We start from the raw sequence: 16870 nt of genomic DNA, 5'->3' as shown, positions 1-16870 counted from the left end.
TACTGCTTCAGTAGCTGGATTTGCCTTAACATTATCCAACACCGAGGAGGAAAATATGCTCACTCAAGACGCGACGGATTATCTGCAAGCTGACACGGTTCCGGTTGAACCGATTCCCATTATACCGAACGATCCGACACCTCGTCCGCTTCCCGATCCACCGCCCATTCCTGATCCACCGCCGACAGGGCCGGAACACGAACCTGTCACTGAACCACCGCAAAATCGATAGCGGCGCGCTACGCGGCAGAAAATGGCACTAAAAAAGCTCCGAAAGGGGCTTTTTACTTTCTGGCTCGACTATTAATCATGAACTACGAGACTGTCTTTCGGGGCCTGGTCTCGTTCGTTCAAGCCATAATCACGCATGATTGACCCGACACGCAAACGGTAGTTAGCGAATACTCCATGACGCCCCTCGCTTTGAGCATGGCGATGTTCTTCCTTATTTCGCCATGCACGGACAGCATCCTCATCGCGCCAGAACGACAGTGACAGATACTTCCCTTTCGTCGTAAGACTTTCAAATCGCTCGATGGAAATGAAACCGTCGACTAGATCTAATTCGGGTCGTAGTGAAGCCGCGATATCGAAATAGCTACTTGCCTTGTCTTGCACCGGCCAAACCTCGAAAATCACCGCAATCATTTTTCTTCTCCGTGACTAGAGATGCGACGCTCCAGATTGGAACGAACCTCGGGCCATTCATCATCAATGATGCTGTATCGTACGGAGTTACGTTTTCTGCCATTGGGCATAATTCGTTCATTTCGGACTATGCCCTCCTGAACCGCGCCAATACGAAGAATTGCGGCTTGAGAACGCTCGTTCAGCACGTCGGTAGTGAACTGAACGCGAACACATTGAAGCTGCTCAAAGGCGTATCGCAGTAGTAGGAGCTTGCTTTCTGTATTGGCGGCAGTTCTTTGCCAACTCTGCGAATACCACGTGTGGCCGATTTCGAGTTTGCGATTCTGTCGGTCAACTTTCCAGAAGCGCGTCGAACCAATGACGCTTTGGTCAGCGGTGAGGGTAATAGCAAACGGCATGACGGTGCCTTCGGCTTGCCCCGCTAAGGCTTTGTTGATATAGGCATCAACAGTATCAGCAGAAGGTACAACGGTGAATGGCAGCGACCAAAGTTCCCCATCCGCCGCAGCATCAACAAGTGACTGAGCATCAATGTGAAGTAGTGGGCGCAGCGTAACGAGAGAGCCTTGCAGGGTGGGAGTCATATTTGTGGCCTTACAGTTGCTTTAATGTTGGTGAATGACTACGACGATCATGCAGAGAATTACCTATTTTGCGCCATTTTCACTTCAAGGTCGTCTTGTTTGTTGTCAACTATTAACTAAATCCCCCGGTGTTCGTCTGATACTGGAGCATGAACACCTTGCGGCCCGCAGGGGTAATCTTGCACAAGAGGCCGTGCACAACGGTATCCCGTAGTTCGACGGCCTGCGCCTGGGTTGCGCCGCATCAACGGTGGTCTTGGTGGGCTTGATCTTAGCCATGCTGACTCCTCGAAAAGACTCGTTTCTAAGATCCACATAGGGGGCCAAGAGGACGGAAGCCGGGGTAGATTTCAGAAAGCACCATTATATGTTGGACTTATATAACTAATTGATAAAATTGCTTTATCTGGTTTCGGCGTAGTCCAGCGAAATTCGGTGCCGGAGTCATCGTGAAATAAAAAACACGGTGGTGAAACAGCAACCGCTGCTTCTTGCCACCGTGTCTCTATTCTTTATGGTAATGCCATTCCCTCACAGGAATATCGCGCTTATTTTATTTCCAGCACGTCAAGGCGGGTCACTGATGGTGCGTCATCGTCATCTTCCGGCAGCCAGCCAACGGGCTGCAACGGCAGTTCCTCACGGTCAAAAGCCAGATCGCCACCATCCACCACGTCGCTACCGTGACGAATGCCTTTAAAATCGAACAGTGCATGATCGGCAAGATGAGAAGGCACAACGTTCTGCATGGCGCTGAACATGGTTTCAATACGGCCAGGATAGCGTTTGTCCCAGTCGCGCAGCATGTCTTTAATCACCTGACGTTGCAGGTTCGGCTGCGACCCGCACAGGTTGCACGGAATAATCGGATATTGACGGGCTTCAGCAAAGCGCTCGATATCTTTTTCGCGGCAGTAGGCGAGAGGACGGATGACGATATGCTTACCGTCGTCGCTCATTAGCTTCGGCGGCATGCCTTTCAGTTTCCCGCCGTAGAACATGTTCAGGAATAGCGTTTGCAGGATATCGTCGCGGTGGTGACCAAGGGCGATTTTTGTTGCGCCGAGCTCTGTCGCGGTACGATACAAAATCCCGCGGCGCAGGCGTGAACACAGTGAGCAGGTGGTTTTCCCTTCTGGAATTTTGTCTTTCACAATCCCGTAGGTATTTTCCTCGACGATCTTGTATTCCACGCCGATGCTATCAAGGTACTGTGGCAGAACGTGCTCTGGGAACCCCGGCTGCTTCTGATCCAGATTCACCGCGACCAGAGAAAAGTTAATCGGCGCGCTCTGTTGCAGATTGCGCAGAATTTCCAGCATGGTGAAGCTATCTTTCCCGCCGGACAGGCACACCATAATGCGGTCGCCTTCTTCGATCATATTGAAATCAGCGATAGCTTCGCCGACGTTACGCCGCAGGCGCTTTTGCAATTTGTTCAAATTGTATTGGGTTTTTGGGTTAATATCTTGTTTTTCTGACATTTTTATCTGTGCTCGTTGCAAAAGGCGTTGCGGATGGAAAACGGTTCAGCGCAGACGCTAACACGGTCTGCACGATCATGGCGTGTATGGTACGGATTACGGCGACGAATGCCAGATCGTTTTACAGCGGTGTTCCAGAATTACCCTATGGGTGAGGGGCGTTGCTGCTTTTTGTTCGTCTTAGAGGGACGTTATCCCGTAACGTCAGCGATGGTATGATGCTTAGGCTGTGGAAACTGGGAGGGGGTTACTTCACTCATCTCACGATTAGGTTGAATTCTACGATCTCTACCTAACCCTAATGGCTACAAGCTGAAGTGGCACTTTGCAGTGCCTGTGGATTGATGTCATAACAAGTAATAAGGGAATAACTATGATTGATCTTAAGGCAATAATTGAGAAAGAAAGTGTTAGCGATGTAGTGTCTTTCTTTGCCGGTTCAACGAAAGGAATTAGTTACCCGCGCTTAGATAATTTTTTTGTTCGTTATCGGTTTGATGTTATTAGTGATGGGGAATTATTAAAAGTATTTGATGATCTCCTTAAAGCTGGCGTGGTCGAGTGGGGAGAAAAAATGCTCGTTAAAAAAGGCCCCAATTGGAAAGAACCTAAGTTTGTAATCGAGAAAAAGTACGGTTTCTAATCGAAAGTCTGTTACTTTCGCTCTTAATTAATACTCGCTAAATTCTCGAAAGATACCGGAATATGCCTTAAAAAGTTGCTCCGGTTTTTTATACCATAAAATCAGTATCGGCCGCCTTCGGTGGTTTTTTGTTTGTGAAAATAAGCGTGTTGTGTGACTACAGAGTCTAAAAGCAAATATCTGGGAGGCCACCAGAAATGAATAAAGCTGGGTTTTACTTGTGGTGCTGGCTCTTTGTCGCCTCTTTTATGATGCGGATGTTAGATGAGTAACTTACCGTTTGCCCCACGATCGCGGTTGCCGAAGTGCGGTGTGGTAGATATAGTCCTTGTCTGAAAAGTCTATTTGCTGGGTGTTGATGCCAAACGTGGTGTCAGAACCTTCGCTCTACCCCGATCCGAGGCCAAAACATGAAATTATTGCCATGGCTATGTACTGCCGCTGTGCTTCTGCTGGCGGGATGCAGTAATCATAGTGAGAACGCTGCCGCTACCCAGCAAAACACCACGCAAAATGATGACACAAGCACCGTGGTGTTGCTGAAAAGCAGTTCGCCGATTGACGTTAACTGTACGTTGATTGGTGGAACGATGGCGATCTCCCGACAGCTTGATGGTGCGAGTGTGGGAGCCTGTCAGTTAGCTAATGGTAAGCGTTGTAGCGAACAGTCGCTGATGAATGGAAGCTGCCCGGCAGGGTGAGGATTGCGGCAGTCAGCACTGCCGCAATATACCCGTCATACTTCAAGTTGCATATGCGTTGGCTGCGCTTACTCACCCGAATCACTTACCTGAGTAAGCTCATCGGGACTCCCTCGCTTGCCGCCTGCCTGAAACTCGAATTATTTAGGGTATAGAAGGTCAAGATGTAACCAGATTTGCGCAAGGCGCGTTCTGGCTGATGTCTTTCAGGTTTTGTAGCGTGGTTTGGGAAATGCTGATTAGCGCTTCTTCCGTCAGGAACGCCTGATGCCCGGTAAACAGTACGTTGTGGCACGCGGATAAGCGGCGGAAAATATCGTCCTGAATCACATCGTTGGATTTATCGGCAAAGAAGAGATCGCGCTCGTTTTCATAAACGTCCATACCCAGTGCGCCAATTTTCTGTTGCTTCAACGCGTCGATAGCGGCCTGTGAGTCGATCAGTCCGCCACGGCTGGTATTGACGATCATGACGCCGTTTTTCATTTGCGCAAAGGCCGCCTGATTCAGCAGATGATGATTCTCTGGCGTCAGCGGGCAGTGCAGAGAGATGACGTCTGCATTGGCATACAGCGTTTTGAGATCGACGTACTCCGCCCCTAATTCCAGGGCCTGCGGGTTCGGGTAGGGATCGAAGGCCAGCAGCCGCATGCCAAAGCCTTTCAGGATGCGCATCGTGGCGATGCCGATTTTTCCGGTGCCGATAATGCCCGCCGTCCGGTTGTGCATATTGAAGCCAATCAACCCTTCCAGAGAGAAGTTCGCGTCGCGAGTACGCTGATAGGCACGGTGAATGCGGCGGTTAAGCGTCAGCATCAGGCCGACGGCGTGTTCGGCGACGGCTTCGGGGGAATACGCAGGAACGCGTACCACGTTGATACCGAGTTCCTTCGCGGCTTCCAAGTCGACATTGTTAAAGCCTGCACAGCGCAGCGCCAGCGTTTTAATGCCCAACGCAGCCAGTTCGGTCAACACTTCGCGCCCACCGTCATCGTTCACAAAGATGCAGACGGCCTGACAGCCCGCGGCGGTTTTCGCGGTGCGCGATGTCAGCATGAAATCAAAAAACTCCAGCTCATAGCCAAACTGCTGATTGACCTGCTCCAGATATTTACGGTCATACTGCTTCGTGCTGTAAATTGCCAGTTTCATTGATAGTTTCTCCGAAAAATCCTTAGGTTAAGCTATCAGAAAATCGGGCGGTGACAAACCGTTACCTGACTGACAGTAACGGTTTGAAATTGAGAGGCAATAATAGCGTAAGAACGATTTTAGCGAGACGTGCTGAAAACTGACACGGCTTCGGACATTGTGGAGATCTGCTGTTCCAGACTGTTAATAGCAGAACTGGAATGTGTTGCCAAAATGGTGTTCTGGCGCGTCAATTCATCAATGTTGTTCACCGCCGAGTTAATCTGCCCCAGCCCTTGCGATTGCTCTTGTGTTGCCAGACTGATTTGATTCACAAGCTGCGTCACCTGCTGCACCTGAGTCAATATATTATGCATCGACTGGCTGGTGTGGTTGACCAATTTATCGCTGGTGTGAATGTTCGCGATTGTGGTGTCGATAATCGCCGCGATGTCTTTGGCTGCAGCGGCGCTACGCTGTGCCAGAATACGGACTTCCCCCGCGACCACGGCGAAGCTCTTGCCCTGTTCTCCGGCGTGAGCGGCTTCTACTGCCGCATTGAGCGCCAGAATGTTGGTCTGGAACGCCAGATTATCCAGCACGCTGATGATGTCGGTGATCTCTTTGCTGGAACGGGTCATGACTGCCATGGTATCCGTGACCTGATTAACCGCTTTCTCACCCGCATCGACGGCCTGATTGGCATCGTTCGCACAGCGTGTTGCCAGCTGCGAAGCCGAGGCGTTACTTTGGATCGTTGCTGTCAGTTCTTCCATTGATGACGCGGTGGATTGCAAACTTTGCGCGGTATCTTCACAGCGCTGGCTTAGCGTGTAATTTCCAGAGGCAATCTCACCGCAGGCGTGGCGCAGCTCGGCCAGCTTGCCGTTGACATCATCGACAAACGTGCGGAAATTCATGCCGGATTGATTGACGGCGCGTAATAACATGCCAACTTCATCCACGCGATTAAGTTGAAACGAGTTATCCGCCTGCCCAGATGCGGAATTAATAGCTTGGCGTAGGATTTTTTCTAGTGGTTTTGCCAGATGTTGAACTAATAATTCACTGGTTATTACCGCGCCAGCGAGTAGCGCCAAAACAAAAACTAATAGCGGTGTGGTGAGTGGGAGGGTAGCCAGTAGGAAAAGTAGTGCAAATAGCATGAAAAAGAATACGTAGCTTCTTATCCGCCAACGTACGGGAATAACGTTAAATAAGCTAAGAAGTTTTAGCGGTCCTTTATAAATCAGCAGTCCCTGAAAGAGTCGGCGGTTCTTTAATTTATTCTCATTCATTTGATGGTAAAGTGCTTCAGTTTGCCGAATTTCTTCCTGTGAAACTCGGGTTCGTACCGACATATATCCTGTTATTTTTCCTTCTTTCATTAGTGGCGTCGTACTGGCTTTTACCCAGTAATAATCACCATTCTTGCGGCGGTTCTTGACGACGGCCGTCCAGATTTTACCTGCTTTCAGCGTCGCCCACATGTCGGCAAACGCCTGTGGGGGCATGTCTGGGTGGCGCACGATATTGTGAGGTTGGTGGAGGATTTCCTCAAAGTCGTAACCACTGGCATCAATAAAATCGTCATTGGCATAAGTGATATGGCTATCGGTGGTGGTAACCGACATCAGCTTGGCTTTTTCATCTAATAAATACTGAATATCACTGACCGGAAAATTCTTACGCATTTATTGATCCTTTTAGTATAAGCAAGCATAAACGTAATGTTTTTAGATCCATTAACTAACGGAAAGCGATGAGTGCTATTTAATTAACGGCAATCTTCACGAAATACTTAGCGAATAGACTTATATATTCTTACTAGTTTCGTCCGTTATTTTTTCTTTAGGAAATCTTTATTTTTTGAGAAAAATAGTTGCCTAACCCACTCGCTGCCAGAGTACGCGCCGATGATCAAAAACATCCATTTGTTAAGTATATTATGACTCTGCGAATTTGCACTGTGGGCAACGGATGTTGAAGAAAGGGAAGAATGATGAGGAAACAGGGCGATGGACGCCCTGTTAGGGGCGCCCGTGAAGAGGAGATTCGCTAGCGGGAAAGGCTGAAGACAGAGGCGGCCTGTACCATGCTTGATATCTGCTGTTGCAGGTGATCGGTTGCTGAATGCGACTGGCTGGCTAACGCGGTGTTCTGATGCGTGAGTTCATCGATGCGGTTTACCGCTTCATTAATTTGATCTAGCCCCTGAGATTGTTCCTGTGTTGCGAGGCTGATCTCATTCATCAAATTGGTGACGTGCTGAACCTGCAGCAGAATATTGCTCATGGATTTATGCGTGTGCGAAACCTGCTGTTCGCCGGTACGAATACTATTCAGCGTTTCGTCAATAATGGTCGAGATATCGCTGGAAGAAGAGGCGCTGCGCTGTGCCAACGAACGTACTTCACTGGCTACCACCGCAAAGCTCTTACCCTGTTCTCCGGCATGGGCAGCTTCAACAGCGGCGTTCACGGCCAGAATATTGGTCTGGAACGCGAGATTATCCATCACGCTGACGATATCCGTAATCCGTTCGCTGGAACGGGTGATCGTCTCCATCGTATCAGAGACCTGGCTGACAGCCTGCTCACCAGAGTTCACCGCCTGATTCACATCCTGCGTATAGAGTGAGGCCTGAAGCGAGGCTTCCGCATTACTTTTTATTGTTGCAGTCAGCTGTTCCACGGAGGCGGCGGTTTGTTGCAGACTTTCTTCCGTCTGCTCGCAGCACTGTGCCAAGGTATGGTTGCCTTGCGCGATTTCATTACAGGCGTTTTTCAGCTCGCTCAAATTGGTATTCACATCGTCCACGAAGGTACGGAAATTCATACCGGACTGGTTTACCGCCCGCATTAACATACCTATTTCATCCACGCGATTAAGCTGCGTCAGGTTGTCCGCCTGTCCGGCGGCGGAACGCATGGCCTGAGCCAGAATTTGTTCGATAGGACGGGCAACATGGTGCACCAGAAGCTCACCACTGACAAAACAGCAGGCGATAAGCAGCGGGAAGAGGACGGAAGCCAGTGCGGTTCCCGCCAGCAGAGAATAGGCGGCGATGAGCGGAAGCAGGCTAAAGAGCAGAAAATAGCTGCGGATACGCCAGCGTAACGGCATGGTTTTAAAAAGACTCAGGATGCGCAATGGCCCAGTATAAATAAGCAGGCCATGATGGAAGGTACGATATTTCAATTTACCTTCGTTTGCACTGGCATAGAGCGCCTCAGCCTGGTGAATTTCTTCGGGTGAGGCGGCGGTCCGCACGGACATATAACCGGCAATTTCACCGCCTTTTCTCAGCGGCGTGGTGCTGGATTTTACCCAGTAATGGTCGCCATTTTTGCACCGATTTTTCACAATCCCCGTCCAGATATTGCCCGCGCGCAGTGTTTTCCACATATCCGCGAAGGCGGCTGGTGGCATATCCGGGTGTCGGATAAGATTATGGGGCTGCCCCATCAGCTCATCGGTGGTGTAGCCGCTGACATCAATAAAATCTTTGTTCGCGTAGGTAATATGACTTTCTGGCGTGGTGACCGACATGAGTCTGGTTTTTTCAGAAAGAGGGAGTTGGCGGTCGGTTACAGGGGTGTTATTACGCATAAAGCAGTCCTTGATATGCTGTGTCCGAATACTGATTTAACATGAGGCATACCCACGACAATAAATCAGCGGATAGCGGTAATGGTTCAGGTCGCTCATTGCTTTTTTTAAGGCGGTCGGGCAGAAGGAGATAATCCTGATATCCACCCGTAAACGCTTTGTTCATGATGAGATAACGTGATTCATTACAAAATATAACCTCAATTAAACATTTTACCACGAAAGGGTAATGAGTACGTATGCACAATAGTAGTAAATGTGAGTTGGGTGGGATTGTTTGTTAACAAAAAGAGCGATTTGTGAATGAATAATCGACAGAGTCATACAGGACGAATTTTTGCCGCTATTGAACAGGATGATTAACTCACGCTAATGATTAAAAAACGTGCACTTTCAATTGCTTTCCTGTTCGTCGCATTGCTGTTTCTTTCCTGGCGAGCATTGCCGCAGTGGCTGCCGCGCCTTGCAAACATCTGGCTCCCGGCGGAGATGTCTTTGACCGTGAATGGGACGCCTGGCTGGCAGGATGGTGGGCTGCATAGCGCGGAGTTCAGTCTTACGGCCGGGGAGTGCACGCTCGTTGACGTACGGAATATGACGCTACGCTGGCAGAGTTGGCGATGGCATGTCGATATTGATGCCGTGACGTTAAACAGCGACTGCCTCCAGTATGTGCCAGCAAGCAGCGGCACCGAGCCAGCGGCGCAATTGGCGCAATGGCAGCAGCGATTGCCTGCTGCCGATATTCAGGTGAAGACGTTTACGCTACAGCCCTGGCAGGATTACGCCGGACAGGTGCGACTCAGCAGCGATGGCAAGCGACAACAAACGCTGGACTATCAGGGCGATCAACTGGCGTTTAAGGCAGAACTGAACGAGAAACGTCTGACCCTGCATGAGAGCATGCTCGCAACGCCGGCGGGGTTCGTGCGTCTGCAAGTCATTGGTGAGATTGAACTGGCCGATACGCTGGATGCTGCGCCGGTGCGGGGGCGACTCACCGGAAAACTGGATTCAGGGCAAACGCCGGATCCGCTTTCGCTCCTGTTGGACTGGCATCATCAAGCGGGTGAGCTGGTACTGAATGCGGCGAATGATGAGACGCCGCTGATATCGCTGCCGTGGCAACTGACGGATGAGGTGATTCAGGTGACTAACGGCGTCTGGCGCTGGCCTTATGCCGATCAGCCGCTCTCCGGGCAGGTTGCCATAACATTGCAGCACTGGCGACAAGGGCTGGATGCCACCACGATTAACGCGCGGTTGAACATGCTGACGCAAGGGCATAATGGCAAGGCGAACGCCGTGTTGGTGCTGGGGCCGGGCAATATCGGCCTGCTCAGCAGCGAATTGCGCTTTCAGCTTACTGGGCAGGCAAACTTACCCGCACTCTCCTTGACGGCGACGCTGCCGGGAGTGTTGCAGGGCTCGATTCTCAATCCCGAACTTTCTCTTTTACCCGGGGCGCTGCTGCGTGCCTGGGGAACGCCTGCGCCGCACATTTATCTTGAAGAAGCACGCTGGCCGCTGGCGGGCGTCCGAGTCAGTGCGACGGGCGTGAATGGGCGACTACAGGCGATTGTGAAGGCGCGGGAAGCATACTGGGGGCGTTTCAGCCTGCACCTTGACGGTCAGGCCCAGGATTTCTGGCCGGATCAAGGGCTGTGGCAATGGCGTTATTGGGGCAATGGTCAGCTACCGCCGCTGAAAGGCCAGTGGGACGTAGCCGGTCGAGGCCAGTGGCAGGATACCCTGATTGAAGTCACCCAACTGTCGAGCGGTTTGGATCAGTTGGGTTATGGCATTGTGACGGTACACCAGCCCCGCCTGACGATCACTGAGCCGATCCGTTGGCAGCGTGCCCGTTCAGGCGAACACTTTCAGGGGGCGCTGCAACTGGCCTCAGAGCGGACGCATTTTAGCAATGGGGGCTACTTGCCGCCTTCGTTGCTAACGTTGGCTATGCAGGGGCGTAGCCCGGACGATTTCCAGCTACAAGGACAGCTACAGGCGGAAGATATCGGACCGGTCAGGCTGCGTGGCCGCTGGGATGGGGAACGACTGCGTGGTGGTGCGTGGTGGCCGACACAGCCGCTTAAGGTGTTTCAGCCTCTGCTTTCTCCGCTACTAAAAATGAACATTCGTGCCGGACAGTTTTATGCACAGGCGGAATTCTCTGCAGCACGTAAAGAAGGATTCAGCGCGGGCGGGCACTGGGTCGTGAAAAATGGCGGGCTGTGGCTACAGGATGGTGAAGTTAGCGGCGTCAACTTTGTTCTGCCTTATCGTCTGAAAGATCAGCGTTGGCAATTGGGCGTCAAACAGCCTGTCGCGCTACGAATTGATGTGCTGGATAACCTGTTTCGGATGAGTAATATCCGCGTCGATCTCCAGGGATTTTACCCGTACAGTGAGCGACAGCCACTGGTTATGTCTCAGGCCGATATGGATGTATTAGATGGGCATATCAGCCTGTCCACGCTGCGCTGGCCGCAGCGGGAACCCGCGTTGTTCACCGTGAAGAGCGTGGATCTCAGCGAGCTAATAACGGTGCTGAAGCAAAAGCAGTTTGCTCTGTCCGGGCGCGTGAGCGGCACGCTTCCGCTGAATTTTAATCACCCGACCACGCTGATTGAAGGTGGGCGTATTACCAATGATGGCTTCCTGACACTGCGGCTGGATAACCAACTGGCCGATGAGCTAGCGAGTAAAAATCTGGCCGGCGGGGCGGCGATTGGCTGGCTGCGTTATCTGGAGATTGGGCGTTCCTATGCCACGCTTGACCTGACTAATCAGGGCGAATTGACATTAACGTCGCAGGTGCAGGGGAAAAACCCGCAGCTCAGCGCGAAACGCCAGGTGATTCTTAACTATCGCCATCAGGAGAATCTCTTCCAGCTATGGCGTAGCTTGCGTTTTGGCGATAACTTGCGGGATACGCTGGAGCAGCAGGCCAATGAATAAATTCAAGGTAGAACAATGAACAAGAGCGAGACATTGCTGGCGGTAGGTTGCACGGTCGCTTTCCTGACGGGATGTGTACCGCGTATTGAAGTGGCTGCGCCCAAAGAGCCGATCACCATCAATATGAACGTGAAGATCGAACATGAGATTCACATCAAAGCGGATAAAGAGGCGACGCAACTGCTGCAAAGGTCGGACAATGCGGCTGGCGATGAGATAAAGAAAAGCGCGCCGGAAGGCGCGCAATAGTCAAGCCAAGTAAACCAATGGCAAGGTCGGTAACACTTATTCGTATGAACAAGGATGCTTTATGCGGTGACCAGTTGGGACAGCTGAGTTTTTGCCGCGTCGGTGGCTTTCTGTGCCACATCCGGGCCGTAGCCGTAACCTTCAGCGAACACAAACTCAAGGTCGGTCAGGCCGAGGAAGCCCAGGAAGACGCGCAGGTACGGTTCCAGCAGATCGGTTGGTGTGCCTTTATGGATGCCGCCACGGCTGGTTAATACGATAGCGCGTTTACCTTTCACCAGACCTTCCGGGCCTTGCTCGGTATAGCGGAACGTCACACCAGCACGGGCAACCAGGTCGAAGTAGTTCTTCAACTGAGTCGGAATGTTGAAGTTATACATTGGTGCAGCGATCACGATAATGTCATGCGCCTGCAATTCCGCGATCAGTTCGTCGGACAGTGTCAGGGCTTCTTGTTGACGCGGGGTCAGGGCAGCATCGGAAGGACGCAGTGCGCCGACTAATTCGCCATCAAGAACCGGAATCGGTTGAGCTGCCAGGTCGCGGACGGTGATACTGTCGCTTGGATGTGCAGACTGCCACTCGGCGGTGAAGTGATCGGCCAGTTGGTTTGACTGAGAATAACCTGCCAGAATGCTTGATTTCAGAACCAATACTTTGCTCATTGCCAATTCCTTTAGTGATTAGAAGTGGGCGACAACATAACGCCCCTTGATGCGTCACATCTTATGCGGTGACCTGCAAAGAGAAAAGTGCAAATATTCGAGGTCTTTATTCGATTTTCTTGAATAAGACAAAGTGGTGCTATTAGAGCCGTTTATGACAATGTGCTACTATCCACGGCTTAAAAATTTCGTGCCTTGAAAGTAGATTAGGCTCCATCGAGCCAGATTCGGCGGCGAGCATCGCCCCGGCAGAGACAAGAATTAGAGAAAACGATTAAGGAAGAGCAACGTGAAATCACCTCTCAGTGCATTATCTACGCAGTTAAGTGAGCTAATGCTTCGCGATCGGCAACGTCTGCGCCGCCGTTTACAGGGCGCGGCGAAGGTCAGCAGCCCGCAGGCTCAGGCGGCGATCGCTCAGGAAATTGAGGGGGAAATCGCTGCTGCGCGCCAGAAAGTCGAGAACCGGCGGGCAAGTTGTCCGGCGATTCACTATCCCGAACAGCTGCCCGTTAGCCAGAAAAAAGACGAGATACTGGATGCACTGCGTCATCATCAGGTGATTATTGTCGCGGGTGAAACGGGATCGGGTAAAACCACGCAGCTGCCGAAAATTTGTCTCGAACTGGGGCGCGGGGTGCATGGCCTGATCGGCCACACGCAGCCGCGCCGTCTGGCTGCCAGAACCGTCGCCGATCGTATTGCCGCCGAGCTGGAAACGCCGCTGGGCGGGAGCGTCGGTTATAAAGTTCGTTTTAACGATCAGGTGGGTGACAATACGCTGGTCAAACTGATGACCGACGGTATTCTGCTGGCTGAAATTCAGCAGGATCGCCTGTTGATGCAGTATGACACGCTGATCATCGATGAAGCGCACGAACGCAGCCTGAATATCGATTTCATCATGGGCTATTTGCGCCAACTGTTGCCAAAGCGCCCTGATTTAAAAGTGATTATTACGTCGGCGACCATCGATCCGCAGCGCTTCTCTCGTCATTTTAATAATGCGCCAATCATTGAAGTGTCCGGCCGGACCTATCCGGTGGACGTGCGCTATCGTCCCGTGGTGGAAGACGCCGACGACAGCGAGCGCGATCAGCTACAGGCGATTTTTGATGCGGTCGACGAACTGACGCGTGAAGGGCCGGGGGACATTCTGGTCTTCATGAGCGGTGAACGTGAAATTCGCGATACGGCAGAGGCGCTGACGCGTCTGGACTTGCCGCATACCGAGATCCTCCCGCTGTACGCGCGCCTGTCGAATCAGGAACAGAACCGCGTCTTTCAGTCACATCACGGCCGCCGCATCGTGCTGGCGACCAACGTGGCGGAAACCTCGCTCACCGTGCCGGGGATTCGCTATGTCATCGATCCGGGCACTGCGCGCATCAGCCGCTACAGCTTCCGCACCAAGGTACAGCGCCTGCCGATTGAACCTGTCTCGCAGGCGTCGGCGAATCAGCGTAAAGGACGCTGTGGCCGTGTCGCCGCTGGGGTGTGTATTCGTCTCTATTCCGAGCAAGATTTCCTGTCGCGGCCTGAGTTTACCGATCCCGAAATTCTTCGCACCAATCTGGCTTCCGTTATTCTGCAAATGACGTCGCTGGGGCTAGGCGATATCGCCGCATTCCCGTTTGTTGAAGCGCCGGATAAACGCAATATTCAGGACGGCGTGCGGCTGCTGGAGGAATTAGGCGCGATTAATCTGGCGGAGAACGGGCATTACCGCCTGACGCCACAGGGGCAGCAGCTGGCGCAGTTACCGATCGATCCGCGTTTGGCGCGAATGGTGCTGGAAGCGCGTAAAACCGGCTGTGTGCGTGAAGTGATGATCATCACCGCGGCGCTGTCGATTCAGGATCCGCGCGAAAGACCGATGGATAAGAAGCAGGCATCGGATGAGAAACACCGCCGTTTTGCCGATAAAGACTCCGATTTTCTGGCTTTCGTCAATCTGTGGGATTATCTGCGCGACCAGCAAAAAGCGCTGTCTTCCAGCCAGTTCCGCCGCCAGTGCCGCACAGATTTCCTTAACTACCTGCGCGTGCGCGAATGGCAGGATATTTATACGCAGCTGCGTCAGGTCGTGAAAGAACTGGGGCTGCCGGTCAATAGCGAACCGGCCGATTACCTGAGTATTCACTGCGCGCTGCTCACCGGCTTGTTGTCGCATATCGGGCAGAAAGATATTGAGAAACAGGAGTTCAGCGGCGCGCGTAACGCGCGATTTGCGATTTTTCCTGGCTCCGGGTTATTCAAAAAGCCGCCTAAGTGGACGATGGTGGCTGAGCTGGTAGAAACCAGCCGCCTGTGGGGGCGCATTGCCGCACGTATTGAACCCGAGTGGATCGAGCCGCTGGCCCAGCATCTGATTAAACGGAGCTACAGCGATCCTCACTGGGAGAAAGCGCAGGGCACGGTGATGGCGCAGGAGAAGGTGACACTCTTCGGGCTGCCGATTGTCGCGGCGCGCAAGGTGAACTACAGCCAAATCGATCCGACGCTGGCGCGTGAAATGTTCATCCGCCACGCGCTGGTGGAAGGCGACTGGCAAACGCACCACGCCTTTTTCCGCGCCAACCTCAAATTGCTGGCGGAAGTGGAAGATCTCGAACATAAATCGCGCCGCCGCGACATTCTGGTGGATGACGAAACGCTGTTTGCTTTCTATGACCAGCGGTTGCCGCACGATGTGGTGTCGTCACGCCATTTTGATAAATGGTGGAAAGCCGCCAGCCGGGATAATGCCGACCTGCTTAATTTTGAAAAGAGCATGTTGATAAAAGACGGTGCGGAGAAGGTGAGCGCGCTGGATTATCCGAATTTCTGGCATCAGGGCAGCCTGAAATTACGCTTGTCTTATCAGTTTGAACCGGGCGCGGATGCGGATGGCGTCACGGTACATATTCCTTTGCCTATTCTCAATCAGGTGCGTGAAGAAGGTTTTGAGTGGCAGATTCCCGGCGTGCGCCGCGAACTGACGATTGCGCTGATTAAGTCATTGCCTAAGCCGTTACGTCGTAACTTCGTGCCCGCGCCGAACTATGCCGAAGCGTTTCTGGCCCGTACCACGCCATTAGAGAAAGGACTCTTGGATGCGCTGGAACGTGAATTGAGGCTGATGACGGGCGTCACGGTGCCACGCGAGGCGTGGCAGTGGGATCAGGTGCCCGATCATCTGAAAATCACGTTCCGCGTTATCGATGAGAAGAATCGGACGCAGCGTGAAGGCAAAGACCTGAATGCGCTGAAAGATCAGCTCAAGGATAAAGTGCAGCAAACGCTGTCATCCGTAGTGGATGACGGGCTGGAACAGCGCGGTCTGCACGTCTGGAGTTTCGGTTCGCTGCCGGATTGCTATGAGCAGAAGCGTGGCGGCTACTCGGTTAAAGCCTATCCGGCATTGGTGGATGAAAAGGATAGCGTGGCGATTCGCCTGTTCGACACGCCGCACCAGCAACAGCAGGTGATGCGGCAGGGGCTGCGCCGTCTGTTATTGCTGAACATTCCGTCGCCGATTAAATATCTGCATGAAAAGCTGCCGAACAAGGCGAAACTCGGCCTCTATTTCAACCCGTACGGCAAAGTGTTGGATCTCATCGATGACTGCATCGCCTGCGCGGTGGACAAGCTGATTGAATCATCCGGTGGTCCGGTCTGGCAGGAAGAAGCCTTCCAGCAACTGCATGAAAAAGTGCGTGCGGAGCTGAATGATACGGTGGTGGATATCGCTAAGCAGGTTGAGCAAATCCTGACGGCGGTCTTCACCATTAACAAGCGCCTGAAAGGGCGTGTCGATATGGCGATGGCGCTGGCGTTAAGCGATATCAAGAGCCAGATGACCGGTCTGGTGTTCCGCGGCTTTGTGACCGAAAACGGCTGGCAGCGTCTGCCGGACGTGCTGCGTTATCTGCAAGCGATAGAGCGCCGTCTGGAGAAACTGGCGCAGGATGTTCACCGCGACCGGGCGCAGATGCTGAAAGTGGAGCATGTTCAACAGGCGTGGCAGCAGTGGTGGAATAAGCTGCCTGCGGAGCGACGTGACGACGACGATGTGAAGGCGGTGCGCTGGATGCTTGAAGAGCTGCGCGTTAGCTACTTTGCTCAGCAGCTAGGAACGCCGTTCCCGATCTCGGATAAGCGCGTATTGCAGGCGATGGAGCAGGTAGAAGGGTAATTCTCTCGG

Annotated in this window: 13 protein-coding genes and 1 pseudogene; 6 read left to right on the top strand and 8 right to left on the bottom strand. The window is 52.4% G+C overall.

The genetic code is table 11. The annotated features are described in order from the left end of the window. Positions 1 to 55 precede the first annotated feature (55 nt). The gene (locus tag HP572_RS09925; RefSeq protein WP_205555096.1) at positions 56 to 232 is read left to right on the top strand and encodes a hypothetical protein; all 177 of its coding nucleotides are present in this window, start codon (positions 56 to 58) and stop codon (positions 230 to 232) included. A gap of 71 nt (positions 233 to 303) precedes the next feature. Here HP572_RS09925 and HP572_RS09920 read toward each other — a convergent pair whose 3' ends face one another. From HP572_RS09920 to ttcA, 4 genes and pseudogenes are all read right to left on the bottom strand, one after another. Further along, complete coding sequence (locus HP572_RS09920; protein WP_240585510.1) at positions 304 to 648, bottom strand: antibiotic biosynthesis monooxygenase; 345 nt, start codon at positions 646 to 648, stop codon at positions 304 to 306. After that, on the bottom strand, positions 645 to 1235 hold the full coding sequence (locus HP572_RS09915; RefSeq protein WP_240585509.1) for a GNAT family N-acetyltransferase: 591 nt from the start codon (positions 1233 to 1235) through the stop codon (positions 645 to 647). The genes HP572_RS09920 and HP572_RS09915 overlap by 4 nt, the downstream gene beginning before the upstream one ends. Before the next feature lie 124 nt (positions 1236 to 1359). Continuing rightward, a pseudogene (locus HP572_RS09910) lies at positions 1360 to 1514 on the bottom strand (integrase); the annotation flags it as partial. A 269-nt stretch (positions 1515 to 1783) separates the two neighbouring features. After that, a complete protein-coding gene (ttcA, locus tag HP572_RS09905) occupies positions 1784 to 2719 on the bottom strand; it encodes a tRNA 2-thiocytidine(32) synthetase TtcA (protein ID WP_240585508.1) in 936 nt (311 codons plus the stop codon). 373 nt (positions 2720 to 3092) lie between these two features. On the opposite strand from ttcA, the gene HP572_RS09895 reads away from it, so the two are divergent. Then, on the top strand, positions 3093 to 3362 hold the full coding sequence (locus HP572_RS09895) for a hypothetical protein (protein WP_205555092.1): 270 nt from the start codon (positions 3093 to 3095) through the stop codon (positions 3360 to 3362). 410 nt (positions 3363 to 3772) lie between these two features. Beyond that, positions 3773 to 4063 (top strand): DUF333 domain-containing protein, encoded by a 291-nt coding sequence (locus HP572_RS09890; RefSeq protein ID WP_240585507.1) that lies wholly within the window; start codon positions 3773 to 3775, stop codon positions 4061 to 4063. Between the two features lie 159 nt (positions 4064 to 4222). On the opposite strand, the gene HP572_RS09885 is transcribed toward HP572_RS09890, so the two are convergent. The 3 genes from HP572_RS09885 to HP572_RS09875 all read right to left on the bottom strand — a co-directional run bounded on the left by HP572_RS09885 (position 4223) and on the right by HP572_RS09875 (position 8806). Beyond that, positions 4223 to 5215: a 2-hydroxyacid dehydrogenase gene (locus HP572_RS09885; protein WP_205555090.1), complete on the bottom strand. Its 993-nt coding sequence runs from the start codon at positions 5213 to 5215 to the stop codon at positions 4223 to 4225. A gap of 119 nt (positions 5216 to 5334) precedes the next feature. After that, positions 5335 to 6888: a PAS domain-containing methyl-accepting chemotaxis protein gene (locus HP572_RS09880; protein WP_240585506.1), complete on the bottom strand. Its 1554-nt coding sequence runs from the start codon at positions 6886 to 6888 to the stop codon at positions 5335 to 5337. 364 nt (positions 6889 to 7252) lie between these two features. Beyond that, the gene (locus tag HP572_RS09875) at positions 7253 to 8806 is read right to left on the bottom strand and encodes a PAS domain-containing methyl-accepting chemotaxis protein (protein ID WP_240585505.1); all 1554 of its coding nucleotides are present in this window, start codon (positions 8804 to 8806) and stop codon (positions 7253 to 7255) included. A gap of 372 nt (positions 8807 to 9178) precedes the next feature. Here HP572_RS09875 and HP572_RS09870 point away from each other — a divergent pair, with 372 nt between their 5' ends. Continuing rightward, positions 9179 to 11770 (top strand): YdbH family protein, encoded by a 2592-nt coding sequence (locus HP572_RS09870; protein WP_240585504.1) that lies wholly within the window; start codon positions 9179 to 9181, stop codon positions 11768 to 11770. 15 nt (positions 11771 to 11785) lie between these two features. Continuing rightward, complete coding sequence (locus tag HP572_RS09865) at positions 11786 to 12019, top strand: YnbE family lipoprotein (protein ID WP_240585503.1); 234 nt, start codon at positions 11786 to 11788, stop codon at positions 12017 to 12019. Positions 12020 to 12078: 59 nt separating this feature from the next. On the opposite strand, the gene HP572_RS09860 is transcribed toward HP572_RS09865, so the two are convergent. Continuing rightward, positions 12079 to 12684 (bottom strand): FMN-dependent NADH-azoreductase, encoded by a 606-nt coding sequence (locus HP572_RS09860; protein ID WP_039480832.1) that lies wholly within the window; start codon positions 12682 to 12684, stop codon positions 12079 to 12081. 289 nt (positions 12685 to 12973) lie between these two features. Here HP572_RS09860 and hrpA point away from each other — a divergent pair, with 289 nt between their 5' ends. Beyond that, entirely contained in the window at positions 12974 to 16861 is a 3888-nt protein-coding gene (hrpA, locus tag HP572_RS09855; protein ID WP_240585502.1) for an ATP-dependent RNA helicase HrpA, read from the top strand. The last annotated feature ends 9 nt before the right edge of the window (positions 16862 to 16870 follow it).

It is taken from the genome of Pectobacterium sp. PL64 (assembly GCF_022477975.1).
GTDB lineage: Bacteria > Pseudomonadota > Gammaproteobacteria > Enterobacterales > Enterobacteriaceae > Pectobacterium > Pectobacterium jejuense.
This window is presented reverse-complemented; position numbering and strand designations above follow the sequence as displayed.